General features: G+C 62.8%; 17 protein-coding genes. 7 read left to right on the top strand and 10 right to left on the bottom strand.

What is annotated here, in order from left to right:
• Positions 1–240: 240 nt before the first annotated feature.
• Complete coding sequence (locus GVN17_RS26840) at positions 241–1212, top strand: DMT family transporter (RefSeq protein WP_166598316.1); 972 nt, start codon at positions 241–243, stop codon at positions 1210–1212.
• A 33-nt stretch (positions 1213–1245) separates the two neighbouring features.
• Positions 1246–2400 (top strand): gamma-butyrobetaine dioxygenase, encoded by a 1155-nt coding sequence (locus tag GVN17_RS26835; protein ID WP_166598315.1) that lies wholly within the window; start codon positions 1246–1248, stop codon positions 2398–2400.
• 305 nt (positions 2401–2705) lie between these two features.
• Here GVN17_RS26835 and eutC read toward each other — a convergent pair whose 3' ends face one another.
• The 3 genes from eutC to eat are packed head-to-tail and all read right to left on the bottom strand — an operon-like array spanning position 2706 to position 6314.
• Entirely contained in the window at positions 2706–3527 is an 822-nt protein-coding gene (gene eutC / locus GVN17_RS26830) for an ethanolamine ammonia-lyase subunit EutC (protein WP_166598314.1), read from the bottom strand.
• Positions 3528–3542: 15 nt separating this feature from the next.
• A complete protein-coding gene (locus tag GVN17_RS26825) occupies positions 3543–4931 on the bottom strand; it encodes an ethanolamine ammonia-lyase subunit EutB (RefSeq protein WP_166598313.1) in 1389 nt (462 codons plus the stop codon).
• 30 nt (positions 4932–4961) lie between these two features.
• Positions 4962–6314 (bottom strand): ethanolamine permease, encoded by a 1353-nt coding sequence (eat, locus tag GVN17_RS26820; RefSeq protein WP_166598312.1) that lies wholly within the window; start codon positions 6312–6314, stop codon positions 4962–4964.
• 472 nt (positions 6315–6786) lie between these two features.
• On the opposite strand from eat, the gene GVN17_RS26815 reads away from it, so the two are divergent.
• The gene (locus GVN17_RS26815; protein WP_166598311.1) at positions 6787–7845 is read left to right on the top strand and encodes an AraC family transcriptional regulator; all 1059 of its coding nucleotides are present in this window, start codon (positions 6787–6789) and stop codon (positions 7843–7845) included.
• A gap of 87 nt (positions 7846–7932) precedes the next feature.
• Here the strand turns inward: GVN17_RS26815 and GVN17_RS26810 are convergent, their stop codons facing one another.
• The 4 genes from GVN17_RS26810 to GVN17_RS26795 all read right to left on the bottom strand — a co-directional run bounded on the left by GVN17_RS26810 (position 7933) and on the right by GVN17_RS26795 (position 14544).
• On the bottom strand, positions 7933–9201 hold the full coding sequence (locus GVN17_RS26810; RefSeq protein WP_166598340.1) for an MFS transporter: 1269 nt from the start codon (positions 9199–9201) through the stop codon (positions 7933–7935).
• Positions 9202–9384: 183 nt separating this feature from the next.
• The gene (locus tag GVN17_RS26805; protein WP_166598310.1) at positions 9385–10545 is read right to left on the bottom strand and encodes a mandelate racemase/muconate lactonizing enzyme family protein; all 1161 of its coding nucleotides are present in this window, start codon (positions 10543–10545) and stop codon (positions 9385–9387) included.
• Between the two features lie 178 nt (positions 10546–10723).
• Positions 10724–11776, bottom strand: coding sequence for a LacI family DNA-binding transcriptional regulator (locus GVN17_RS26800; RefSeq protein WP_166598309.1), 1053 nt, complete (start codon positions 11774–11776; stop codon positions 10724–10726).
• A gap of 641 nt (positions 11777–12417) precedes the next feature.
• The gene (locus tag GVN17_RS26795) at positions 12418–14544 is read right to left on the bottom strand and encodes a TonB-dependent siderophore receptor (RefSeq protein WP_166598339.1); all 2127 of its coding nucleotides are present in this window, start codon (positions 14542–14544) and stop codon (positions 12418–12420) included.
• Positions 14545–14864: 320 nt separating this feature from the next.
• Between GVN17_RS26795 and GVN17_RS26790 the strand changes: the two genes are divergently transcribed.
• Positions 14865–17030, top strand: a complete 2166-nt coding sequence (locus tag GVN17_RS26790) for an outer membrane assembly lipoprotein YfiO (RefSeq protein WP_166598308.1) — start codon at positions 14865–14867, stop codon at positions 17028–17030.
• A 20-nt stretch (positions 17031–17050) separates the two neighbouring features.
• On the top strand, positions 17051–17752 hold the full coding sequence (locus GVN17_RS26785) for a DUF3142 domain-containing protein (RefSeq protein WP_218576430.1): 702 nt from the start codon (positions 17051–17053) through the stop codon (positions 17750–17752).
• A 112-nt stretch (positions 17753–17864) separates the two neighbouring features.
• Here the strand turns inward: GVN17_RS26785 and GVN17_RS26780 are convergent, their stop codons facing one another.
• From GVN17_RS26780 to GVN17_RS26770, 3 genes are read right to left on the bottom strand one after another with little or no spacing between them, the layout of a single operon-like run.
• On the bottom strand, positions 17865–18194 hold the full coding sequence (locus GVN17_RS26780; RefSeq protein ID WP_166598306.1) for a hypothetical protein: 330 nt from the start codon (positions 18192–18194) through the stop codon (positions 17865–17867).
• Positions 18191–19549: an acyclic terpene utilization AtuA family protein gene (locus tag GVN17_RS26775; RefSeq protein ID WP_166598305.1), complete on the bottom strand. Its 1359-nt coding sequence runs from the start codon at positions 19547–19549 to the stop codon at positions 18191–18193. The genes GVN17_RS26780 and GVN17_RS26775 overlap by 4 nt, the downstream gene beginning before the upstream one ends.
• Complete coding sequence (locus GVN17_RS26770) at positions 19550–20842, bottom strand: CitMHS family transporter (protein ID WP_166598304.1); 1293 nt, start codon at positions 20840–20842, stop codon at positions 19550–19552.
• A gap of 209 nt (positions 20843–21051) precedes the next feature.
• Between GVN17_RS26770 and GVN17_RS26765 the strand changes: the two genes are divergently transcribed.
• The gene (locus tag GVN17_RS26765) at positions 21052–21945 is read left to right on the top strand and encodes a LysR family transcriptional regulator (protein WP_166598338.1); all 894 of its coding nucleotides are present in this window, start codon (positions 21052–21054) and stop codon (positions 21943–21945) included.
• 405 nt (positions 21946–22350) lie between these two features.
• Positions 22351–23168 (top strand): iron uptake transporter permease EfeU (gene efeU, locus GVN17_RS26760; protein WP_166598303.1); only part of this gene is annotated, 818 nt, incomplete at its 3' end.

Genomic DNA, 23168 nt, shown 5'->3' with positions numbered 1-23168 from the left:
ACGAAGACATCATTTGTAGCACAGCGGGGTGGATCGGCAAGATGGCCGCATTCGCACCCGCCCCTGTAGGAGCGTGGCTTGTCCCGCGATCGCGCCGGGATCACGTCCGACCGCAGTCGTCGTAAAACTGGCTCATGCGGCGTATCTGGAACAATGGATGCGCCGGTTTTGCGACGGGTTCCCCGCCGATCGCGGGACAAGCCACGCTCCTACAGTTCACCCAGACTGGGAACTACTACCATGAATCCGTTGCGCTCCACCCTCCTCCAAGGCGTCGCCTTCGCCGTGCTGGCGACGCTGTGCTGGGCGAGCAATTTCATCTCGCCGTACGTGTTGCAGGGCTACAGCATTCAGGACTTCATGCTCGTGCGTTTCATGATGGCCGGGCTGATCGGCGTTTGTGTGCTGCCGTTCTACCGCGCCCAGCTGCGGGCCCTGCGCCCTCGGCAGTGGCTGACCGGCATGGGCCTCGGTGTGGTGGGGTATTTGGGCTACAGCAGTTGCATCGCGGGTGGAGTGATCTACGGCGGGCCGTTGCTGATCGCCGCGTTCATCGGTGCCGTGCCGGTGTTGCAGGCCTTGCTTGGCAATGCGACACAGCGTTCGCTGCGCTGGGGCCAGTTGGCCGTGCCGGTGACGGTGCTGTGCCTCGGGTTGGTAGCGATCAATCTGAACCTGTTGAACGAATCCGCCAGCGGCCCGACGCAGTTGGGGCTCGGCCTGGCCTTTTCCTTCGGTGCAGTGCTGTTGTGGCTGTCGTTCAGCGCGGTGAATCAAGCGGCGATGGTGCATCTGCACACTCAGGCGACGGCAGCGTGGACCTGCCTGATGACCATTGGCGCAGGGCTTGCCGCCGTCGCGCTGACCCCGCTGGCGTGGGGTGCAAATCTGTTGCGCCTTCCGTCGTTGGGCGTTACCACCCCCGACGCCCTGCACCTGTACGGCTGGGCCGCGTTGATCGCGCTGCTGTCGTCGGTGATCGGCGCCGGGGCCTGGAACGTCGCCTCGCGACGCCTGCCGATGGTGCTCTCCGGGCAATTGATCGCACTGGAATCGCTGTTCGCCAGCCTGCTGGGCCTGGCGTTCCACGGTCGCTTGCCGAGCATGGCCGAAACCCTCGGTCTGGTGCTGATTCTGATCGGCACTGTGTACGCCGTCCGGGTCATCCTCGCGCCCACCCGCCTCGCCTCGGAACAACCCGCTACGCCCTGAACCTCGCCCCATCATGCCCAAGGAGCCTCGTCCATGAACGCCATCGCCGACTACCGCACCTACCCGCTGATCAGCCCGCTGCTCAGCGTCACCGCCACGCCCGAGCTGATTGAAGTGCTGTGGGCTGACCAGCGTCGCAGCCCCTTTCACCTGCTGTGGCTGCGGGATAACTGTCCCTGCGAGGCGTGCGTGTACAGCGTTACCCGCGAACAGGTGTTCGAGATCGCCGACGTGCCGCTCGACCTTGAGGTTCGCGCTGCCGACATCGATAAGCTCGGCGCCCTGCAGGTGCGGTGGCAGGACGGCCATGAAAGCCGCTTCGACCCCGGCTGGCTGCGTGCCCATGCCTACGACGCCGACTCCCGCGAGGAACGGGAAGCCAAACGCCCGCGCAAGCAGCGCTGGGTCGCTGGGCTTGAGCTGCCAGTGTTCGACTACGCGGCGGTGATGGAAGACGACAACGCCCTGCTCGACTGGCTGCTGGCGGTACGGGATGTCGGGCTGACCCAGGTGCGCGGCGTGCCCACCGAACCTGACTCACTGAGCCCGTTGGCGCGACGGATTTCGTTCATTCGCGAAAGCAACTTTGGGGTGTTGTTCAACGTGCAATCCAAAGCCAATGCGGACAGCAACGCCTACACCGCCTTCAACCTGCCGCTGCACACGGATTTGCCGACGCGAGAATTGCAGCCGGGTTTGCAGTTTCTGCATTGCCTGGTGAACAACGCCCAAGGGGGCGACAGCCGGTTTGTCGATGGTTTCTCGGTGGCCGAGGCCTTGCGGATGGAAGACCCGGAGGCGTATCGCTTGCTGTGTGAGGTGCCGGTGGAGTTTCGTAACAAGGACCGTCGCAGCGATTACCGCTGTCTGGCGCCGGTCATCGCGCTGGACGCTCGGGGGGAGGTTTCGGAGGTGCGCATGGCGAACTTTCTGCGCGGGCCGTTCGACATCGAGCCTGCGCTGATGCAGCCGTATTACCGGGCCTACCGGCGCTTCATCGAGATGACCCGCGAGGCCCGGTTTCAGTTTCGCCAGCGGCTGGAAGCAGGACAGCTGTGGTGCTTCGACAACCGCCGCACCCTCCACGCCCGCGACGCGTTCGACCCGGCCAGCGGGGCGCGGCATTTTCAGGGGTGCTATGTGGACCGGGATGAGTTGTTATCGCGGATATGGGTGTTGCAGCGGTGATCGTGAGTGCTCCAACCCATCTGTAGGAGCGAATTCGTTCTGGGCGGCATTCCGACGAAGAAGGTACAGGCGATAGAGAGGTGTCGACTGGACCGGCCTATTCGCGAATGAATTCGCTCTCACAGAGGAACTGCGTTTCAGTAGAGGAACCAGCGTCGAACGCCGATCCCCCTGTGGGAGCGAATTCATTCTGGGCGGCATTCCGACGAAGAAAAGGGTACAGGCGACAGAGAGGTGTCGGATGTCCCGACGTCTCGCGGATGAATTCGCACCTACGAGGTTAATGTTGGCGCAGAGATCATGCATCACCCACCAATCAAAAAATTCCCAGGCCGTCCGGCGTCACTGCCCTCCAACACCGGCACTTGCGCGTCGTCTTTCAACTTCACCCCGGACAATTTCCGGCGCCAGGCCTCGCGCATGAGGTACAGCAACTTGTGCGCGGCCATCGCGTAGCTCATGCCTTCCAGCCGCACATTGGAGATGCAGTTGCGCGCGGCGTCGTTCAAACCGACCCGGGGCGCGTAGGTGAAATACAGGCCCAGACTGTCGGGCGAACTGAGGCCGGGACGTTCGCCGATGAGGATCACCACCATCCGCGCCTTGAGCAGTTCGGCGACCTCGTCCGCCACCGCGACACGGCCCTGCTCCACCAGCACTACCGGCGCGAGACTCCAGCCTTCAGCCGCCGCCAGTTCATCAATACGTTCCAGCATGGCCGGGCTATGACGTTGCACGGCCAGCGACGACAGCCCATCGGCCACCACCACCGCCAGATCGAACCCCTCCGGGTGCGCCTCGGCATACCCACGCAACTGCTCCACCGAATCCGCCGACAAGCGCCGCCCCAGGTCCGGCCGTTGCAGGTAGATGTTCCGGTCCGGCGCCGAGCTATGGACGGTCAGGGTTTCCCGTTGACGGCCCTTCAATTGCTCGCTCAACGCCGCGTGATCGAAAGGCAAATGCACGGCATCGCGGGCCTGGGCGTGGGCGAACTGGAAGTCCAGTTGCGCCGCCGTCGGCAGGCTGGTTCCAGCATGACCCAAGGCAATCCGCGCCGAGGTCAGCGAGCGTAACTGCTGCCAGGCGTCGGCCTGGGCCGGGGTCTTGTTGTGGTCGTCACTCATGGCCAAACGTCCTCACTACAACTGCGCCAGCGCCTTGCGAAACAGCGGTGGCACGCCCTGCCCCAAGCGCACGCTGTTGTCGTCCTGACGCAGGATGTCCATGCGCGTCAGCCATGCCTCGAACTCCGGCGCCGGGCGCAAGCCAATGGTCTTGCGTGCGTACAGCGCGTCGTGGAACGAGGTGGTCTGGTAATTGAGCATCACGTCGTCGGAGCCGGGAATGCCCATGATGAAGTTGATCCCGGCGACCCCGAGCAGCGTCAGCAGCACGTCCATGTCGTCCTGATCGGCTTCGGCGTGGTTGGTGTAGCAAATGTCGCAGCCCATCGGCACGCCCAGCAGCTTGCCGCAGAAGTGATCTTCGAGCCCCGCGCGGATGATTTGCTTGCCGTTGTACAGGTATTCCGGGCCGATGAAGCCGACCACGGTGTTGACCAGGAACGGGTTGAAATGCCGGGCCACGGCGTAGGCGCGGGTTTCGCAGGTCTGCTGATCGACGCCATGGTGTGCGTTGGCCGACAGCGCGCTGCCTTGCCCGGTCTCGAAATACATCAGGTTATTGCCCAGCGTCCCGCGCTTCAGGCTTAGCCCCGCTTCGTAGCCTTCGCGCAGGATTTCCAGGCTGATGCCGAAGCCGCTGTTGGCCGCTTCGGTGCCCGCGATGGACTGAAACACCAGGTCCAGCGGCACGCCTTTTTCGATGGCGGCCACGGAGGACGTGACGTGGGTCAGCACGCAGGACTGGGTGGGAATCTCGTAGTGACGGATCACGCCGTCGAGCATTTTCAGCAATTCGGTGATGGCGCTGATGCTGTCGGTGGCCGGGTTGATGCCGATCATGGCGTCGCCGTTGCCATACAGCAGGCCGTCGAGGACGCTGGCGGCGATGCCGGCCGGGTCGTCCGTCGGGTGGTTGGGCTGCAAGCGGGTGGACATCCGCCCGCGCAGGCCCACGGTGTTGCGGAAACGGGTGACGACGCGGATCTTCTGCGACACCAGCACGAGGTCCTGCACGCGCATGATCTTCGACACCGCCGCGACCATTTCCGGTGTCAGCCCCGGCGCCAGCGCCTTCAGGCTGGCCTCCGTGGCGTCGTCCCCCAACAGCCAGTCACGAAAGCCGCCGACGGTCAGGTGACTGACCGGCGAGAAGGCCGCCAGATCGTGGGTGTCGACAATCAAACGCGTCACTTCGTCCTGTTCGTAAGGGATCAACGCCTCGTTGAGGAAGCGCTTGAGCGGCACGTCGGCCAAGGCCATTTGGGCCGCCGCGCGCTCGGCATCGCTACTGGCCGCGACTTCGGCGAGAAAGTCGCCAGAGCGTGCGGGGCTGGCCTTGGCCATGAGCTCGCGCAGGCTGTCGAAACGCCAGACCATGCCACCGATGCTGTGGGAAAAACTCATCGCCCGCTTCCTCTCTCGATACCGAACGTCTTAACCCGCGACCGCCACAACGGCACCACGGCCACGCACCACTTTGCAGAACAGCGCACCCACGGCCATCAAGCCGATGAAGATGCCGCAGATGACCAGATTGAACCACACCATCGCGATCAGACAGACCACTGCCAGCACCAGCGCGATGCCCGGCACGATGGGGTAGCCCGGCGCCCGGAAACTGCGTTCGAGGTTCGGCTCGCTGCGACGCAGTTTGAACAGGCTAAGCATGCTGACGATGTACATCACAATAGCGCCAAACACCGACATGGTGATCATCGCGGCGGTCAGGGTCATGCCTTGCAGATTGACCAGGCCGTCGCTGAGGATCGCCAGAATCCCGATCACGCCGCCGGCCAGAATGGCACGATGCGGCGTCTGGAAACGTGACAATTTGGCCAGGCTCGGGGGCAGGAAACCTGCGCGGGCCAGGGCGAAGAACTGACGGGAGTAGCCCAGAATGATGCCGTGGAAGCTCGCCACCAGACCGAACAGGCCGATCCACACCAACATGTGCATCCAGTTGGAATTGTTGCCGACCACGGCTTTCATCGCCTGGGGCAGCGGGTCGTTAATGTTCGACAGCGTGCGCCAGTCGCCCACGCCACCGGCGAAAATCATCACGCCAATCGCCAGCACCACCAGCGTCAGAATGCCCGCCACATAAGCGCGAGGGATGGTGCGTTTCGGGTCCTTGGCTTCTTCGGCCGCCATGGCGGCGCCTTCGATGGCGAGGAAGAACCAGATCGCGAACGGGATCGCCGCGAAGATGCCGCTGATCGCGGGCAGGCTGAAGGTGTCGGAACCGGCCCAGCCCCCCAGTACGAAATTGCTGAAGCTGAAGCCCGGCGCGACGACGCCCATGAACACCAGCAACTCGGCGACGGCCAGCACGGTCACCACCAGTTCGAAGGTGGCGGCGATGCTGACGCCGAGGATGTTCAGGGTCATGAACACGATGTACGCACCAATGGCCGCAACCCTCGGGTCCAGCGACGGGTATTGCACGTTGAGGTAGGCACCGATGGCCATGGCGATGGCCGGGGGCGCGAAAACGAATTCGATCAGGGTCGCGAGGCCCGCGATCATCCCGCCGGTTACGCCAAACGCCCGCAGGCTATAGGCGAACGGGCCGCCCGCATTCGGGATTGCGGTGGTCAGTTCGGTGAAGCTGAAAATGAAACAGGTGTACATCACCGCCACCATCAGCGTGGTGACCAGAAAGCCCAGGGTGCCTGCGGTGCCCCAGCCGTAGCTCCAGCCGAAATACTCGCCGGAAATCACCAGGCCCACGGCCAATCCCCACAGGTGCAGGGTTCCCAATGTCGGTTTGAGTTGTGTAACAGTCATGTGCGTGCACCCCGGTAGCCAATCGACGGAATTTGCCTGACGTCGAGCATAGCCACAGGTTTGCGGCCAAGGCTTGACCCTGCAAAGCGGGGTTTGTCGTGTGCGGTCAAGTTTTCCGGGTATTTGCGCGGGGTGCGCCATGCTGGCGCGCCGTGAGCCTGCTTTGCTTTATCTCGGGTCATGTTTGACGGGGGTTGGGTGCCACCTCAGTACCCAGTGGGGGGGGTCGATGGGTAGCAGCTACTGAGCAGCGCATCGATTCTCAACCCGTTACACCTGAGTAGGAGTGAGCTTGCTCGCGATGACGTCGGTACATCCAATGCACCTTTAGCGTTCGTCCGATAGCTATCGCGAGCGAGCTCACTCCTACAGGTTCGTCAGCGGATTGCTAAAGGTATTGGCATTCATCCGTAACAAGGTATGACATTTGCTTGAAAGAAATTCATACAGACCCTGAAGGCCGCTCACGTCCATGCTTCAGACCCTCATTCCGCAGGCCACGCCGAACACCTCCCCCGCCAGCAATCGCGGGGTGTTGTCGGCTGCCGCCAACGGTCTGGACGGGCTCATCGTGCAGCATGGCGGCGATCTGGATCAGGTGTTCGGCCGCTCCGGCATCGACCCCGAACAACTCCTGCACCCGACCCTCAGCCTGCCCCTCACCAACTATTGCAAGGTGCTGGAAGAAGCGGCTCGGCAAACGGGTTGCGACAATTTCGGCTTGCGCTATGGCCAGCAGTTCCAGCCGCAGGCGTTGGGTTTGCTGGGCTACATCGGGCTGTGTTCGCCGACGCTGGAAGCCGCGCTGATCAACTTTTCCGAGGCCTTTCCCTTTCATCAGCACAGCACGCTGATCGAACTGGTGGACCAAGGTGAGTGTTACCGCTTCGATTATCAGGTGCGGCACGGTGCGATTCACGAACGTCGGCAGGACGCCGAGCTGACCATGGGCATGGCGCTGAACCTGGTGCGCCATGTGTTGGGGCCGGACTGGGCGCCTCGGCAAGTGGCCTTTGAACACGCAAGGCCCCAGGACTGGCACGAACACCGCGACGTGTTTCACGCCGATGTGCAGTTCGCCCAAGGGTGCAATTCCTTGTTGATTCCCAAATCCGAGTTGATCGGCAAAGCGATGCCCGGCAGCGATCCGATTCTGCTGATGTTGATCAAGGACGCGATTCGCCAACTGGGAGACAACGGCAGCGAAACCACGCTGCTGGAACGCGCCCGCCAGACCATTCTCGCCACCCTGCACTTGGGTGAACCTGCCCTCGACGAGATCGCCCACAACCTCGGCCTGTCGGAATGGGCGCTGCAACGTAAACTGCGCGACCACGGTTTGAGCTTCACTCAACTGGTGGACCAAATCCGCCAGGAAACCGCCCTCGCCCACCTCAAACAGCAAAACCTCAGCGTCACCCAACTCGCCTCGCTGCTGGGCTACTCCGAAACCAGCGCCTTCTCGCGAGCGTTCAAGCGCTGGTTTGGGGTGAGTCCAAAGCAGTGGCGCAGCGCGACCACCACGCAGTAATCACACCGTCCTCTTTAGCGGCACGGCTTGCCGACGGCAGCGACCTCAACATTGCCACCGCCGGCAAGCCGGACTGCTACAGATGCATCAGGCCGTGCGTTGCAACACCAACCGCTGCAAACGCCCCATGCTCAAGAATGCCAGCGCACCCACCAACGCATGTGCCGCCACCACGTACATCGCCCCGGAGAACGACCCGGTGGACTGCACGATGTAGCCGATCACGATCGGGGTGAAGATGCCCGAGAGGTTGCCGAACATGTTGAACAAGCCACCCGCCATCCCGGTGATTTCCTTGGGCGAGGTGTCGGACACCAGCGTCCAGTCCACCGCGACCACGCCTTTGCCGAAGATCGCCAGCGACATCAGGATCGTCACGACCCACATCGATTCGGTGAAGTTGCAGAACACCAGCGTCGCGCCCATCGTCATGCCGCACACCAGCGGAATCTTGCGCGCCACCGACAGCGAGAAGCCCTTGCGGATCAGGTAATCGCACACCGCCCCGCCGCACAACGCGCCGAGCAGGCCGCAGATGCCCGGGATCGCTGCAATGGCGCCCGCTTCCATGATGTTCAGCCCGCGCCCTTTCACCAAGTACACCGGAAACCACGTCAGGAAGAAATACTGCAGCGAGGTGTCGCAGTATTTGCCGAGGTAGATCGACCACATCATCGGGCTTTTCAGCAGGACCTTCAGGTCTGAAAAGCGCGGCACGAACGCGCCTTTTTCCTTCGGTTTGTCCATGTCTACCTGAGCGCCGCCTTCACGCAGATGCTCCAGTTCGGCGCGGTTGACCGAAGGGTGCTCGGTCGGGGTTTTCACGAACTTGAACCAGATCAGGCTGACCACGATCCCCAGCCCGCCCATGAACCAGTACACGTGTTCCCAGCCGTAGCGGTGAGCGATGAACCCCATGGCCGGCGCCAGCAGCACCACCGACATGTACATCGACGAATTGAAGATCACCGTCGCCAGTCCGCGTTCCTGCAACGGAAACCACGCCGCGACGATGCGGCTGTTGGCGGGATAGACCGGCGCCTCGATCAGCCCCAGCAAAAAGCGCAACACGAACAGCGTGCCAATCGCGACCGGCACTGAGAAGAAGCCGATCATGCCCTGCGCGACGGTGATGGTGGACCAGAGAAACAACGACAGCCCGTAGACGCGCACCGAGCCGAACTTGTCGAGCAACCAGCCGCCCGGCAACTGCCCGAGCACATAGGCCCAGGCGAACGCCGAGAACATGTAGCCCAGGGTGACGGAGTTGATGCCCAGCACTTCGGTCAGTGCGGAGCCTGTGATCGACAGCGTGGCGCGGTCGCCGACGTTGATCGCGGTGACGATGAACAGCATCGCAAGGATGCCGAAACGCACTTTGCTGCGCACGGCGGTTGTAGCACCCGCAGCCGAAGCGGCCGCGCTGGCGGTGTTGGAATGTTCCACATGAAAGCCCTCATTTTGTTGTTATAGATCGGCCACAAGAGCGCCCCGTGGGGAAGCGCTCCCGGTCATGCACACACGGTGTTCGCTGATGAATCAGGGGCGGGAACCGACCTCGGCGGTTTGCGCGGTCCAGGCCTTGACCTGTTCGCTCAACGACAGCCCGAGGCCCGGACGGGTCGGCACCAGCATCCGCCCGTTGCGGGTCTCCAGACGCTCGTTGAACAGCGGCTCCATCCACTCAAAATGCTCGACCCACGGCTCCGTCGGGTAGGCCGCCGCGAGGTGCACGTGCAGCTCCATCGCGAAGTGCGGGGCCAGCATCAGCCCCGCCTGTTCGGCCATGGCCGCCACCTTGAGGTACGGCGTGATGCCGCCGACCCGAGGCGCGTCCGGCATCAGGAAATCGGCGCCACGTTTGTTGATGAACTCAGCGTGCTCGGCGACGCTGGTGAGCATTTCCCCGGTGGCGATCGGGGTATCGAATTGCTGGGCCAAGGCGGCGTGGCCTTCGGCGTCGTAGCAGTCCAGCGGCTCCTCGATCCAGATCAGGTTGAATTCTTCGAAGCGACGGCACATGCGCTGGGCGGTCGGGCGATCCCATTGCTGGTTGGCATCAACCATCAGCGGGAAGTCATCGCCAAGGTGCTTGCGAACCGTGGCCACGCGGTGCAGGTCGATGGCGCAATCCGGCTGGCCGACCTTGAGCTTGATCCCGCCGATGCCCTTCTCCCGCGACATGTCGGTATTGTGCAGCAGTTGCTCCAGCGGCGTGTGCAAAAAGCCGCCCGAGGTGTTGTAGCAACGCACAGAATCCCGATGCGCACCCAGCAGACGCGCCAGCGACAGGTTGGCGCGCTTGGCTTTCAGGTCCCACAGCGCCACGTCGAAGGCACCGATGGCCTGGGTCGACAAACCACTACGCCCCACCGACGCCCCGGCCCAGCAAAGTTTGGTCCACAGCTTGGCAATGTCGCTGGGGTTCTCGCCGATCAGCGCCGGGGCGATTTCCTTGGCGTGGGCAAACTGGCCGGGGCCGCCTGCGCGCTTCGAGTAACTGAACCCCATACCGCGATGGCCGTCGGTGGTCTCGATCTCGGCCACCAGAATGGCGATTTCGGTCATCGGCTTCTGCCGTCCGGTCAGCACCTTGGCGTCGCTGATGGGGTTGGCCAGCGGCAGGAATACCGAAGACACCTTGACCCAGGCGATCTGGTCGTTATCGGAAGACGTGACGTTTTGTTGTTGTGTGAGCATTGGCAAGCGCCCCTGATCTGTCTGCAAAATCCGGTGATAGTGACTGCCATGATTGCGCAATCATTCCAGCCGATAAAAAAAGCGATCCGCCTCGAACAGGCGATCACTATGAGCCGGATCTTACACTGATTGCGCAATCATTCAACACCACGTTTGTCGGACAATCGAAAAGCGGGGTTCAGGTACTGGCGCGGTCGATCAGGGTAAATCCGGTGTCGACGCGGACGCGCGTGGCGCTGGAGGTGTGTTCCTGAAACCGGTCGAGCAAGGCCTGGGCGACTTGTAGCCCGATGCGATTGCCATCGACGCGCACGGTGGACAACGCTGGATAGACCTGCGCCGCGCTGCTCAAATCGCCGAAGCCCATGACCGCCAGGTCTTCAGGCACCCGCAGGCCGCGACTCGCCGCTTCGGCCAGGACGCCTTGGGCGACGGTGTCGGAGCTGCACACGACAATATCCGTGGAGACGCCGCGATCCAGCAGGTTCGCTAGGCCCTCCCGCCCGACTTGAAGGGTGGCGGGCGGCGCGAGGACTTCCATCGGTACGTTGTTGATGCCGTGCTGTTCGAGTGCCGCGATCAGGCTGTGGCAACGGCGCAACCCGCGAGGGTCGCCGATGGCCACGACGGAGAAGCGCTTATAGCCTTTTTGCAGCAGGTGCCGGGCGGTGTCCTCCCCCACTTTTTCGTGGGAGAAACCGACCAGCATGTCGATGGGGTCTTCACTCAAGTCCCACGCCTCGACCACCGGGATCCCCGCCTGCGCCAGACGCGTGCGGCTGGATTCGGTGTGCAGCGTACCGGTCAGCACGATGCCGTCGGGGCGCCTGCCGAGTACCGCTTCCAGCAGTTTTTCTTCCTGCTCGGCGTCGTAGCCGGTCAGGCCCAGCAGCGTCTGATAACCGGCCTGGGTCAGCCGGTCCATCAACGCCTGCACCGTGTCGGCGAAGATCGAGTTGGCAATCGTCGGCAGGAAAATCGCCACCAGCCGGCTCTTGTTGCTGGCCAGACCACCGGCCAGCATGTTCGGCACATACCCGGTCTTGCGCACCGCTTCGCGCACCTTCTCGCGGGTGTCCTCGCTCACCAGGTCAGGCCGATGCAATGCCCGCGACACCGTCATGGGCGACACACCCGCGACCTTGGCCACATCGATCAACGTAAGGCTGGAGGCTTTCTTCGGCTCGGACGACGACACAAGGTCCGCCGACCTGCCTGATTTCTTCGGCATGAACGATTCCGGATTCAACGCTGGGGGAGGCACCGCCCGGACTAGGCGTGCGCCGAAAGGGAATTTAACAAAGGTGGGACGGACACGCACTGGAATAACGCGAGCGATCTGCCGTGAGACCTCAGTAAACCCTGTAGGAGCGAATTTATTCGCGAAGCATTCGTACAGCCGATGCATCGCCATCGCCCACACCCTCCTTCGCGAATGAATTCGCTCCTACAGTTGAAACCGGGGCAGACTTCACACTTCCCGGCGCCGATGGATCTCTGTGGGAGCGAATTTATTCGCGAAGCGTTCGTACAGCCGATGCATCTCCATCGCCCACACCCTCCTTCGCGAATGAATTCGCCCCCACAGTTAAAACCGAGGCTGACTTCATATTTCGCGGCGCCCAAATGCCCTGTAGGAGCGAATTCATTCGCGAAGCATTCGTACAGCCGACGCATCTCCATCGGTCACGCCCTCTTTCGCGAATGAATTCGCTCCCACAGTTGAAACCGAGGCTGACTTCATATTTCGCGGCGTCCAAATGCCCCTGTGGGAGCGAATTTATTCGCGAAGCGTTTGTACAGCCGACGCATCTCCATCGGCCACACCCTCCTTCGCGAATGAATTCGCTCCTACAGTTAGAACCACAGTTATCAAAACTCCAACTTGGCCCGCGCCACCAACTGCCGTGGCTCGCCGATGGAAATGGCCGGTGAGCCGAGGCCGCTGGCGGAGGTGTAGTACCTCTCGTCGAACATGTTTTTCAGGTTGAGTTGCAGGGTCAGGTCGCGTTCGTCGAGCTTCATTTTGTAGGAGACGAAGGCGTCGGCGACTTTCGAGGACGGCAGGTGGTATTCGGTGCCTGCGCCGTCGTTCACGCCCCAGCGGCTGGCGAAACGTGCGCCGGTGCCTGCGCGCAAGTCGCCGATGCCGACGTGGCCGAAGTCGCGGGTCAGGTAGAGGGCGCCGGTGTGTCTGGACACGCCGTCCAGCGGCTCGCCCTTGAGGATCGGGTCTTCCAGGACTTTTGTGTCGGTGTAGGCGTAGCTGCCGGTCAGGCTCCAGAATTCGTTGATCTGGCCGGTGATGTCGGCTTCCAGTCCTCGGGAGCGCACCTCACCCGACACCCGCGTGCAGGTCTCGGTGCCGCACGGCTCGCTGGTCTGCACGTTTTTCTTGTTGATGTTGAACAGCGCAACGGTGGCGGTGATGGCGTCGTTCTGGAACTTGGTGCCGATTTCATAGGACTTGCCCTCTTCCGGCGGCAGGTCGCCAATCGGCGCGGCAATCGAGGTGTTCGGGCGGAACGACTCGGTGTAGCTGCCGTACACCGACCAGTCCGGCTGGATCAGGTAGACCAGGCCCACGCGGGGCACGACCTTGCTGTCTTTCACGTCGGCACCGACCACGAACGGACGGCCTTTGCCGGTCATTTCATCGAAGGCGTCGTAGCGCAGGCCGGCCTGGAAGATCCATTGATCGTTCAAATGCACGGCGTCTTGCACGAAGAAGGCGTGGGTGCGCAGGTGATCGGTCTGGTCGCTGTTCGGCGCGCTGGCCACGCTTGGCTGCGGGGTCACGCCGTAGACCGGCGCGTTGTAGTTAAAGTCGACCTTGTTGGCGCTGCGAAACAGGTCGCCCAGTTCGCGGTCGTTTTTCATGTAATCGGCGCCGAACAGCAGCTCATGGCGCACGTCGCCCCAGTACAGGTTGCCCAGCATGTTGACGGTGGCGGTGTGGGCGAACTGCACGGCATCGCGGGTGGCATCGCCACGTCGGGTGACGGCGCCGGTGGTGTAGTTGGCCGAGATGAAACGCGACTGGTAGTCGTTGTAATAATTGCGGCTGTAGGCGTAGCCGGTGCGCAAGGTCCAGGTGTCGTTGAGGCGATGGTCCATGCGCAGATCGAGGGAATCGGAGCGGCCGGTGGTGACGTTGAACGGCTCGTCCAGACGACGGTTGCGCGGGATGTCCAGCACCTTGCCGGTCTTGGTGTTGATCTGCGTGCCCCGATCGAACGGCACCGAATATTCCATGTGTTCGTAGGCCGCCGAGACCGTGGTGTCGTCGCCGTACCAGGCCAGCGACGGGGCGATCACCGACTGGTCGATGCTGCCGAAATTGCGCCAGTAATCGTAATTCTGCTTGTCGGCGATGACGCGGTACGCCAGGCCGTTGGTGCCAATCGGGCCGGTCAGGTCGATCTGCTCGCCGCCCCCACCGAAGCTGCTGCCGAACGCGGAAATGGAACGGGCATCCACCAACTGCGGTTTCTTGGTGACAACGTTGATCACGCCGCCGGGGTCCTGCACGCCGTAGAGCATCGAGGACGGGCCTTTCAGCACTTCGATGCGCTCGGTGGTCGGCGTGAAGTTGCGCGCCTGCACCGACTGCATGCCGTCGCGCATGATCGAGTTGTCACGGTTGGTGCCGAAGCCGCGCTTCTGAATGGCGTCCTGAGTGCCGCCCAGGGTGTTGCCCTGCTTCACGCCGCTGACCGCGTTGATCGCTTCGTCGAGGCTGTTCGGCTGACGGTCTTCGATCACCCGGTTGGTGACCACGTTCACGGTTTGCGGCACTTCCACCAGCGGGGTTTCGGTGCGTGTCGCGACCGAGGCCTTGCGCGCCTGATAGCTCGTTCGGCTGTGCTCGGTTTCGCTGATGTCGGTCTGGGAAGTGGCGTCGATGTTGACAGCGTCCAGCTGCATTTCTTCAGCGCTGGCCAGCGTGCTCAGGCCAAGGGAACACAGCAACGCCGTGACCGAACACGCCCCCAGCACGGCGGGACGAAAGGCGGGCAAGGCGGACACACGAAAACCGGATTGAGCTGTCATGAACGGAGGCACCTGAGGTGTCGAGCGGTGAAGGATCGTTCGTCGGGAACGCATCTGATTCTCACTACACGGATGCCAGTGGGGTTTACCTCACTCCTTTTTTGAAAATAATTGTGTTGGGGGAAACCATCGTATGCATCACGCGATTTCTGTGGGGGCCCCTCGATGGGGCGAAGCATCAAAATGCCAGCAATCCGCACCGCCGTAACACCCTGTATCATTCGCCGCGCCTCCCCCCCCTTGCGTACTGAAATCAAGGATTGTTCATGCGTACCCGCTTGCTGACCCCTCTTGCATTGATCATCGGCACGGCATTCTGTGGCTCGGCCCAGGCTAGCGGTGACGATTCCTGCTACCCCAACTGGTCGCTGCTGCGCGACTCGCTGGACGTGTGCAACAACCTCGCGTTTCTCAGCCCCGGCAACGACAGCCGGGTGAACCTGCGGCTGATGCTCGCCGACCGCAAGGCGCTGGAGCTCAGCCCCAACGCGCTGACCGACGATGAAGTCGCGGAAGGTTTCGGTCCGGTACCGTTCCCGGTGGCACGTCTGGAGACGTCGGTCGAGGAAGGCGATCAAGGCGATAATTCCAGCACGGCAGCACTGGGCGAGTTGCTGGAGAAACTGGGTCTGAAACGCGACAGCCTCGACACGGCAGGCGACGCGTTCCTGCAAGGGGAAGGCAGCCGCTGCCGCAGCAACAGCGACGACAGCGCCACAGTGTTCATCCAGCACGTCGTCGAGGCGCCGCAGCTGTCCGACGCCGAGCGTCAGTCCCTGGCCCGCGCGCGCATGCAATTGTTGGAAACCTGCACGTGGGAAGGCGAAAAACAGGCCGCGCTGCTGCCGAGCGACATTCAATCGGCAGAGGGCAAGGCGTTCCTCGTCTACCTGCAAGCGGCCTCGGATTTCTACAGCGGGCGCTTTGCCGCCGCCGAAACCGGGTTTGCCAGCCTGAGCGACAGCCCCGAGCCGTGGCTCAAGGAAACGGCGCTGTACATGGTCGCCCGCACCCGGCTCAACGACGCGCAAAAAGACGCGTTCGACGAGTACGGCACGATGAAGGACGGGCTCGACCCCGCGCCATTTGCCCAGGTCGCGCAAGCCTTTGATCACTACCTCAGCGCCTACCCCACCGGCACTTACGCGCAGTCCGCCAAGGGCCTGATGCGTCGGGTGCACTGGCTGTCGAAAGACCTCGACAAGCTCGCCGAGGATTACAACTGGCAACTGGCCGACGCCAAGGACGACCAGCGCAACCTGCCGGTGGACGCGCTGATTCAGGAAACTGACAACAAGCTGCTGATGCTCATGACCGGCGCCACGCCGTCGGCCTTGCTCACCGCCACTCACGACCTGATGCTCATGCGGCCCGACACGCAGTCATCGCTGACCCGCGACGCGCTGCTGGCTCAGAAATCCCTCTTCGCCCAGCAACCGGCGATGTTCGATTACCTGCAAGCGGCGTTCGCGTTCTACCTCGACAAGAACCCCGCCGAGGCGCTGAACCACCTGCCGAAAGACGTGCCCGCCGCCCTCGATTATTTCGCGTTCAGCCAGCAGACCCTGCGCGGCCTGGCGCTGGAAGCAACCGGTGACAAGGCCGCCGCCCAGGCTTTGTGGCTGAAGCTGTTGCCGCTGGCGAAACAGCCGTTGCAACGGGAACAACTGGAACTGGCGCTGGCGATGAACCACGAACGCAGCGGGCAACTGGCCAAGGTGTTCGCCAGCGACTCGCCGATTCAGTCCGCGCAAGTGCGTTTGATCTTGCTGGGCAAGGTGGCGGATGCGCCGTTGCTACGTCAGCAGATCGCCCAAGGCATCAGCGACAACGAGAAGGCCACCGCGCAATTCGTGCTGCTCTATAAAGAGCTGATGCACGGCCAGTACGCGGCGTTCGGCGACGACCTCAAGGCCCTGCCGGAAAAACCCGCCGACAACAAACTCACCACGCAATTGGGTTACGTCTACGGCGACGGCCAGAGCCTGCAACTGTTCCGCTGGAACGGCGCGAAGGCTGAGTCGAGCTACGCCTGCCCCGGCATCGCCGACACCGCCGCGACGCTTCAGGCCAACGGCCAGCACCCCAAGGGCTTGAACTGCCTCGGCGAATTCATCCTGCGCAACGGCTTGGACAGCATGCCGCTGGACCAGCGCCCCGCTACCACGCAGCTTGGCGGCGGCGAACCGGGTTTCAAGGGCGATGGGTTCTCGCGTCTGGACGGCTATCAAACCGTGATCGCCGATGCCAAGGCCGGGCGTGACGAAAAAGCCTATGCGCTGTTCCGCGCGATCAACTGTTACGGGCCATCCGGCTACAACAGCTGCGGCGGCAAGGACGTGGCACCGCCGGTGCGCAAAGGCTGGTTCAAACAATTGAAGAGCACCTACGCCGGGACCACGTGGGGCAAGACGTTGCAGTATTACTGGTGATAACGCCGCTGCGTCGAGCGTTGATCGGGCTGCTGTTCTGCGTTTCGACAGGGGGTTCAGCGTGGGCCTCGGTAGACGCCAGAGACTACGACACGTTCTGGCTGTGGAGCGGCGTCGCGTCACAGCCGGTGCTGGAGCAGGCGAAGACGTTGTATGTGTTGCAGGGGCAGATTTTCGCGCCCCGTCGCGACAAACAGCGGGTGGATTTCATTGCTCAGGGCATGAGCGTCACGCGGCTGCCGTCGCCGGAGCTGTGGATCGTCTACCGCGCCCACACCCTGCGCTGGCCGGACTCGGTCTATCGCCAGCTCTTCGGGCAGGTCGAACGTTGGCGACAGGCGGGCAACGCGGTGACGGGCATCCAGATCGACTTCGACGCCCGCACCCGCTATTTGCAGGAGTACGTGACCTTCCTCAACGACCTGCGCGAGCGCATGCCGTCGCGATACAAACTGAGCATCACCGGGCTGATGGACTGGAGCAGCAACGCCGACCCTGCCGCCATCGGTCAGTTGAAAGGCGTGGTGGATGAGATCGTGGTGCAGACGTATCAGGGACGACGGAGCATTCCGGACTACGCCGCGTACCTGCCGAGGGTGAGCCGGTTGGGCGTGCCATTCAAAGTCGGGCTGGTGCAGGGCGGGGAATGGGACGCGCCGGGGTATTTGCGCGGGAGCGAATGGTTTCGGGGGTATGTGGTGTTTTTGAGGAATGCGCGGTAAAGATCGCGCCACGGCCTTGTAGGCAGGTGATGATCCGCAGACCGCCGCTGACAATGAATTGCCCCCCCACGGGTTGGATGGGTGTCCAACTTCTTGGGGGCAATTCACCGGCTCAAGGGCCGTATTCAATCTCGATATCCAGCAACGCCGCGCCCAACGCTTTGCCATGGGCGTCCAGCGCCAGCGAGCGTGTCACGCCACCTTTCAAAATGCCCGGCATCACGAAGTTCAACGCCTGCACCTTCGGCAACGCGTACCGCTGTAAAGCCCCCGCCTTCGGATCGAGCAATCCGGCAAAGTGCGCTGCCACCCGCTCGGCCGTCAGTTGCTCGACCAGTCGCGGGTAATCCTCCGCCCGGTACGCAATCACCGAAATGTTCGACGTATCGCCCTTGTCCCCGGTGCGCGAATGGGCCAGGTCGCGCAGTTTGACGACGCTCATGATGCATCCTCCAAATGAACGCGCGGCGAGACCGCCTCGCGGGGCAGCAGCAACGAGGCGACCGCCACCACCTGCCTCACCGCCTTGGTCGCCCCGCCGCCGCCATAGGGGCCGTTGGTGTACAAGGTTTCGACTTCATTGCCGATCCGTACCGCTTCAGCCTTGTCGGCGCAACGGGCCGCGACCCGCAAACGCACTTCCCAAGGCTCACTTGATGCACGCGAACCCAACTCGGCACCGTGCAACGAATCGACCCCGATCAGCTCGGCGCGCACGTCGTCAAACACCACACCGGTGATTTTCAACCGCTCCAGCACCACGTCCCGCGCCAGTTGCGCCCGGGCCAGCGCGCCGGGGCCGCCGTAGGAAATCTGTCCCTCGCCGATCCAGCCGTCGAGAAACCCCACCGACACTTTCAGCGTCTCGGGGCGTGCGCGACCGGACGCTCCGTCGGCACGCACTTCGTTGGGCGCTACGACATTAAAAGAAACGCCCGAAAAATCCGCCGTTACGTCAGGGGTCAGGTACGCGCTAGGGTCGTGCACTTCGTAGATCATCTGCTCAGTGCAGGTCGCCGTGTCGATACGTCCGCCAGAGCCCGCCACCTTGCTGATCACCGCCCTGCCCTCGGCGTCGATTTCGGCCAGCGGGAAACCCAACCTCGCCAGATCCGGCACGTCTTTCACGCCGGGGTCAGCGAAATAGCCCCCGGTGATTTGCCCCGCGCACTCCAGCAGGTGACCGATCAGCGTGCCGCGCCCCAACCGCGCCCAGTCGTCCGACGCCCAGCCGAACTCGAACAGTTGCGGCGCAAGGAACAGCGAAGGGTCGGCCACGCGTCCGGTGATCACTACATCAGCGTCGGCCTTCAGCGCGTCAACAATGCCTTCAGCCCCCAGATAAGCGTTGGCAGAAATCAGCCGGTCTCCCAGCGCCTTGATCGTCGAGCCGTTGTCCAGCGTCTGTTCAGGGTCCAGCTGCGCGAGCACATCGTCCCCCGTCAGCGCGGCGACTTTCAGGCCGTGCAATCCCAGCGTCGCCGCGATCCGCCGCACCTCTTTCGCGGCCGACAACGGGTTGGCCGCGCCCATGTTGGTGATCACCCGCAAGCGTTGCTGCCCCGGCTCACGGCCAAGGGCCACGAACGGCAGGACGCGACGCATGCGCTCGCTCAGCAGTGGGTCGAAACCGGCGTCGGGATCAGTGAGCCGCGCCTGTTGCGCGAGGGCGATGGTGCGCTCGGCCAGGCATTCGAACACCAGGTAATCCAGCGCACCCTTTTCGGCCAGCTCCACGGCCGGCTCGATGCGGTCGCCCGAGTAACCGGCGCCGGAGCCCATACGTAAGGTTTTCATTCAAAACACTCCCAGCAGCAGCGCGGTGAGGGTCATCAGCACCGATGCGCCAAACAGAAACGGGATGGTGAAACGCTGGTGGTCGGCCAGTTCGACCTTGCACAGCCCCACCAGCAGAAAGGTCGCGGGGGTCAGCGGGCTGACCGGGAAACCGGTGGTGTGCACGCCCAGCAATGAAGCTTGCGCGACTTGCAGCGGATCGACGCCCAGCGCGCGGCCGACTTCGGCAATCACTGGCATCACGCCGAAATAGAAAGAATCCGGGTCGAACAACAGGCTCAGCGGCATCGACAGGAAGCCCACGACCATCGGGATCAATTTGCCGTGGCCTGCCGGAATTTGCGCCACCGCGACTTCCGCCATGGCCTTGAGCATGCCGGTGCCTTGCATGATCCCGGTGAACACACCCGCCGCCAGAAGAATGCTGGCCATGGTCAGCGCGGTCTTGGCGTGGGCGTCGATGCGCGCCCGTTGCGCATCGACGTTGGGGTAGTTGATGCACAGCGCCAGCACGGTGCCGACCATGAACATCACCACCGGGTCGACCCAGCCCGCGATCATCACGGCCATGACGACAACGGTCAGCAGCAGGTTGAGCCAGAACAGGCGCGGACGGCGCAGCACTTCGTCCTGTTCGGTGAGGACGCGCTCGGGCACCACATCGACTTTCGCTCCGGCGCCAAGCCCCAGGCGCTTTTCTTCACGACGCCCCAGCAGCCAGGCACTGATTAAGACAAACGCCAGGCCGACGATCTGCACCGGAATCAGCGGCTGGAACAGCTCGGCCACGGGCACGTGCAAGGCGGCGGACGAACGCAACACCGGACCGGTCCACGGCAGGAAATTCACCCCCGCCGCCATCGCCGCGACGCAGGCCAGGATTCGCCGGTTGATGCCCAGCCGTGTGTACAGCGGCAGCATCGCCGGGATAGTCACCAGAAAAGTCACCGCCCCCGAACCGTCGAGGTGGACCAGCAACGCCAGCAGCGCCGTGCCCACGACAATCCGCGTCGGACGGGTGCCCACCGTGCGCAGGATGCGATCAATGATCGGGTCGAGCATGCCTGCATCGGTCATCACCCCGAAGAACAGGATGGCGAACACGAACATGCCGACCACGGGGGCGACGTTCTTGATGCCGGTGATGATGAACCCGCTGGTTTGCAGACCGAAACCGCCGATGAGCGCGGCGATGATCGGCAAGGCGATCAGGGCAACCAGAGGCGAGAGGCGCTTGCTCATGACGGCGGCGAGCAAACAGAGAATGGTGATGACACCGAGGGTGGCGAGCATGGGCGGGTCCTTGTCATTCCTGTCCGAAGGGCGGCGGAACGAGCTGTTGTTGTTTTCGCCGAGTATCGAAACGGGGGTAAGCTTTGTAAATTGAAATGTTCGATGGGCTGTGTTCGTAAAAACAGAACGTGGCAGGTATGACGCAGAGCGTCGAACGGTGCGTGCCCACGCAGAGCGTGGGCACGATCAACCCCATCATCGAGGCCCGCATGAAAAACTCGATCCAGCACATCCGCGCCTTTCTGGCCGTCGCCCACAGCGGCAGTTTCGCCAAAGCGGCCCTTGAACTGAACCTCTCGCCGTCCGCCCTGACCGTGCAAATCCAGCAACTGGAGGAATGGCTCGGCGTCACCCTGCTGGAGCGCAGCCCGCGCCAGGTCAGCCTCACCGCTGCCGGGCAGAACAACCGCGGGCCGATGGAGAAACTGCTGCTGGACCTGGACAACATCGTCAGCGGTTCGCGAGACCTGGCGGCATTGCGTCGAGGCGTGGTGACCATAGCGGCCCTGCCCTCGCTGTGTTCCGGCGCCCTGCCACCGATCCTCAAGGCTTTCCGCGAGCAATTCCCCGGCGTCGAAGTGCGGCTGCGGGACGTGGTGGCTCAGCGCATCGATGCGTTGGTGCGCGACGGCGAAGTGGATTTCGGACTGGGGGTGCGGGCGCGCATGAGCCACGGGCTGGCGTTCGAGGTGGTGCTGGAGGACCGACTCAGCCTGTTCGTGCCCCTCGATCATCCGCTGGCCAAACGGCGTTCGATTGCGCTGTCCGACATCGCCGGCGAACCGATCATCCTCACCGGCCGCGACAGCAGCGTGCGTGAAAAAGTGGAGCAATTGTTCGCCGAAGAAGGCCTGACCCTGACACCGGGACTGGAAGCCAACTACATGTCCACGGTCATGGCACTGGTGCGCCAAGGGCTGGGGATGACACTGCTGCCGGAATCCGCCGACGAAGGCCGGGGCGATCTGGCACAAGTGCGGGTCGAGCATGCGGGGGTGAATCGGGAGATCGGATTGATCACGCGGGTGGGGTTCAGGATGAGCCCAGCGGCGGAAAAGTTCGTTGACATGATGAAGAGGTCACTGCCTCCACGATCCAACTGACAAAACGCAACCCGCTTCTGCCGAAGGCGTAGGAGTTGGCTTGCCTACGATCTGGCGCATAGCGGCAGTAAAGTCGGTGTTAACGGTGTGTCAGGTCTATTGAGTCGTCAGGTTTTACTGCCGCTACGCGCCAGATCGCGGGCAAGCCGGCTCCTACGGCCTCCGGCCAGAATCAAAAGCAAGCGTACGCCGCCGACCCTCTTGCAGCTTGTAGCTCGAAGCTCGAAGCTCGCCGCTGCTCCCGTGGCTGAACGCCACCTGAACACCTGCACAAATCCAGGAAAAAGCAAAAAAACAAGTATGCTCATTCAATAATGAGTATCATTATGTTACACATTGCCTGAATGCGAATGGCTTGCGACCGCGTTCAGGCTGCACACCCTATCAGATTTACACCGGTGATAAATGCTCGTTCCTTTTTTGATCATGTTGCGCGAAGGGATTGAAGCCGCGCTTATCGTAGGCATCATTGCCAGCTACCTCAAACAGACCGGCCGTGGCGAGTGGATGCCCGCCGTCTGGATCGGGGTGTTCCTCGCGGCGGCGTTGGCGCTGTTCGTCGGGGGCGGCCTGGAATTGGTCAGCGCCGAATTCCCGCAGAAACAACAGGAACTGTTCGAAGGCGTGGTCGGCCTGATCGCCGTGGTCATCCTCAGTTCGATGGTCGTCTGGATGCGCAAAGTGGCGCGTTCGGTCAAACATGATCTGCACCAATCCCTGGACGCTGCCCTCGCCGGTTCGAAAAACCAGACCTACGCACTGATCGGCATGGTGTTCTTCGCCGTCGCCCGTGAAAGCCTCGAAACCGTGTTCTTCCTGCTGGCCGTGTTCCAGCAGAGCGAAGGCGTGTCCGGCCCGCTCGGCGCGCTGTTCGGCCTGATCATCGCGGTCGCCATCGGTGTGGCCATCTATAAAGGCAGCCTGCGTCTGAACCTCAGCCGCTTCTTCCGCTACACCGGCCTGTTCATCCTCATCGTGGCCGCTGGCATTCTGTCCAACTCCGTGCGTTCGCTGCACGAAGCCGGGGTCTGGAACCACTTCCAGGACGTGGTCTTCGACATCAGCGCGACCCTGCCGATGGACGGCCCGACCGGATCGGTGCTGGCTGGCATGTTCGGTTATCAGGATGCCCCGACCGTCAGCGTACTGGTGGCGTACCTCGCCTACCTGGTCTTCGCGCTGTTCCTGTTCTTCAAGCCGCAGGCGCGGGTGGTGAGTCTGCC

This window comes from Pseudomonas sp. SLFW (assembly GCF_009905615.1).
GTDB lineage: Bacteria > Pseudomonadota > Gammaproteobacteria > Pseudomonadales > Pseudomonadaceae > Aquipseudomonas > Aquipseudomonas bambusae.
Note: the sequence above shows the minus strand (reverse complement) of the source record. Positions and strands in the feature narration are given on the sequence as shown.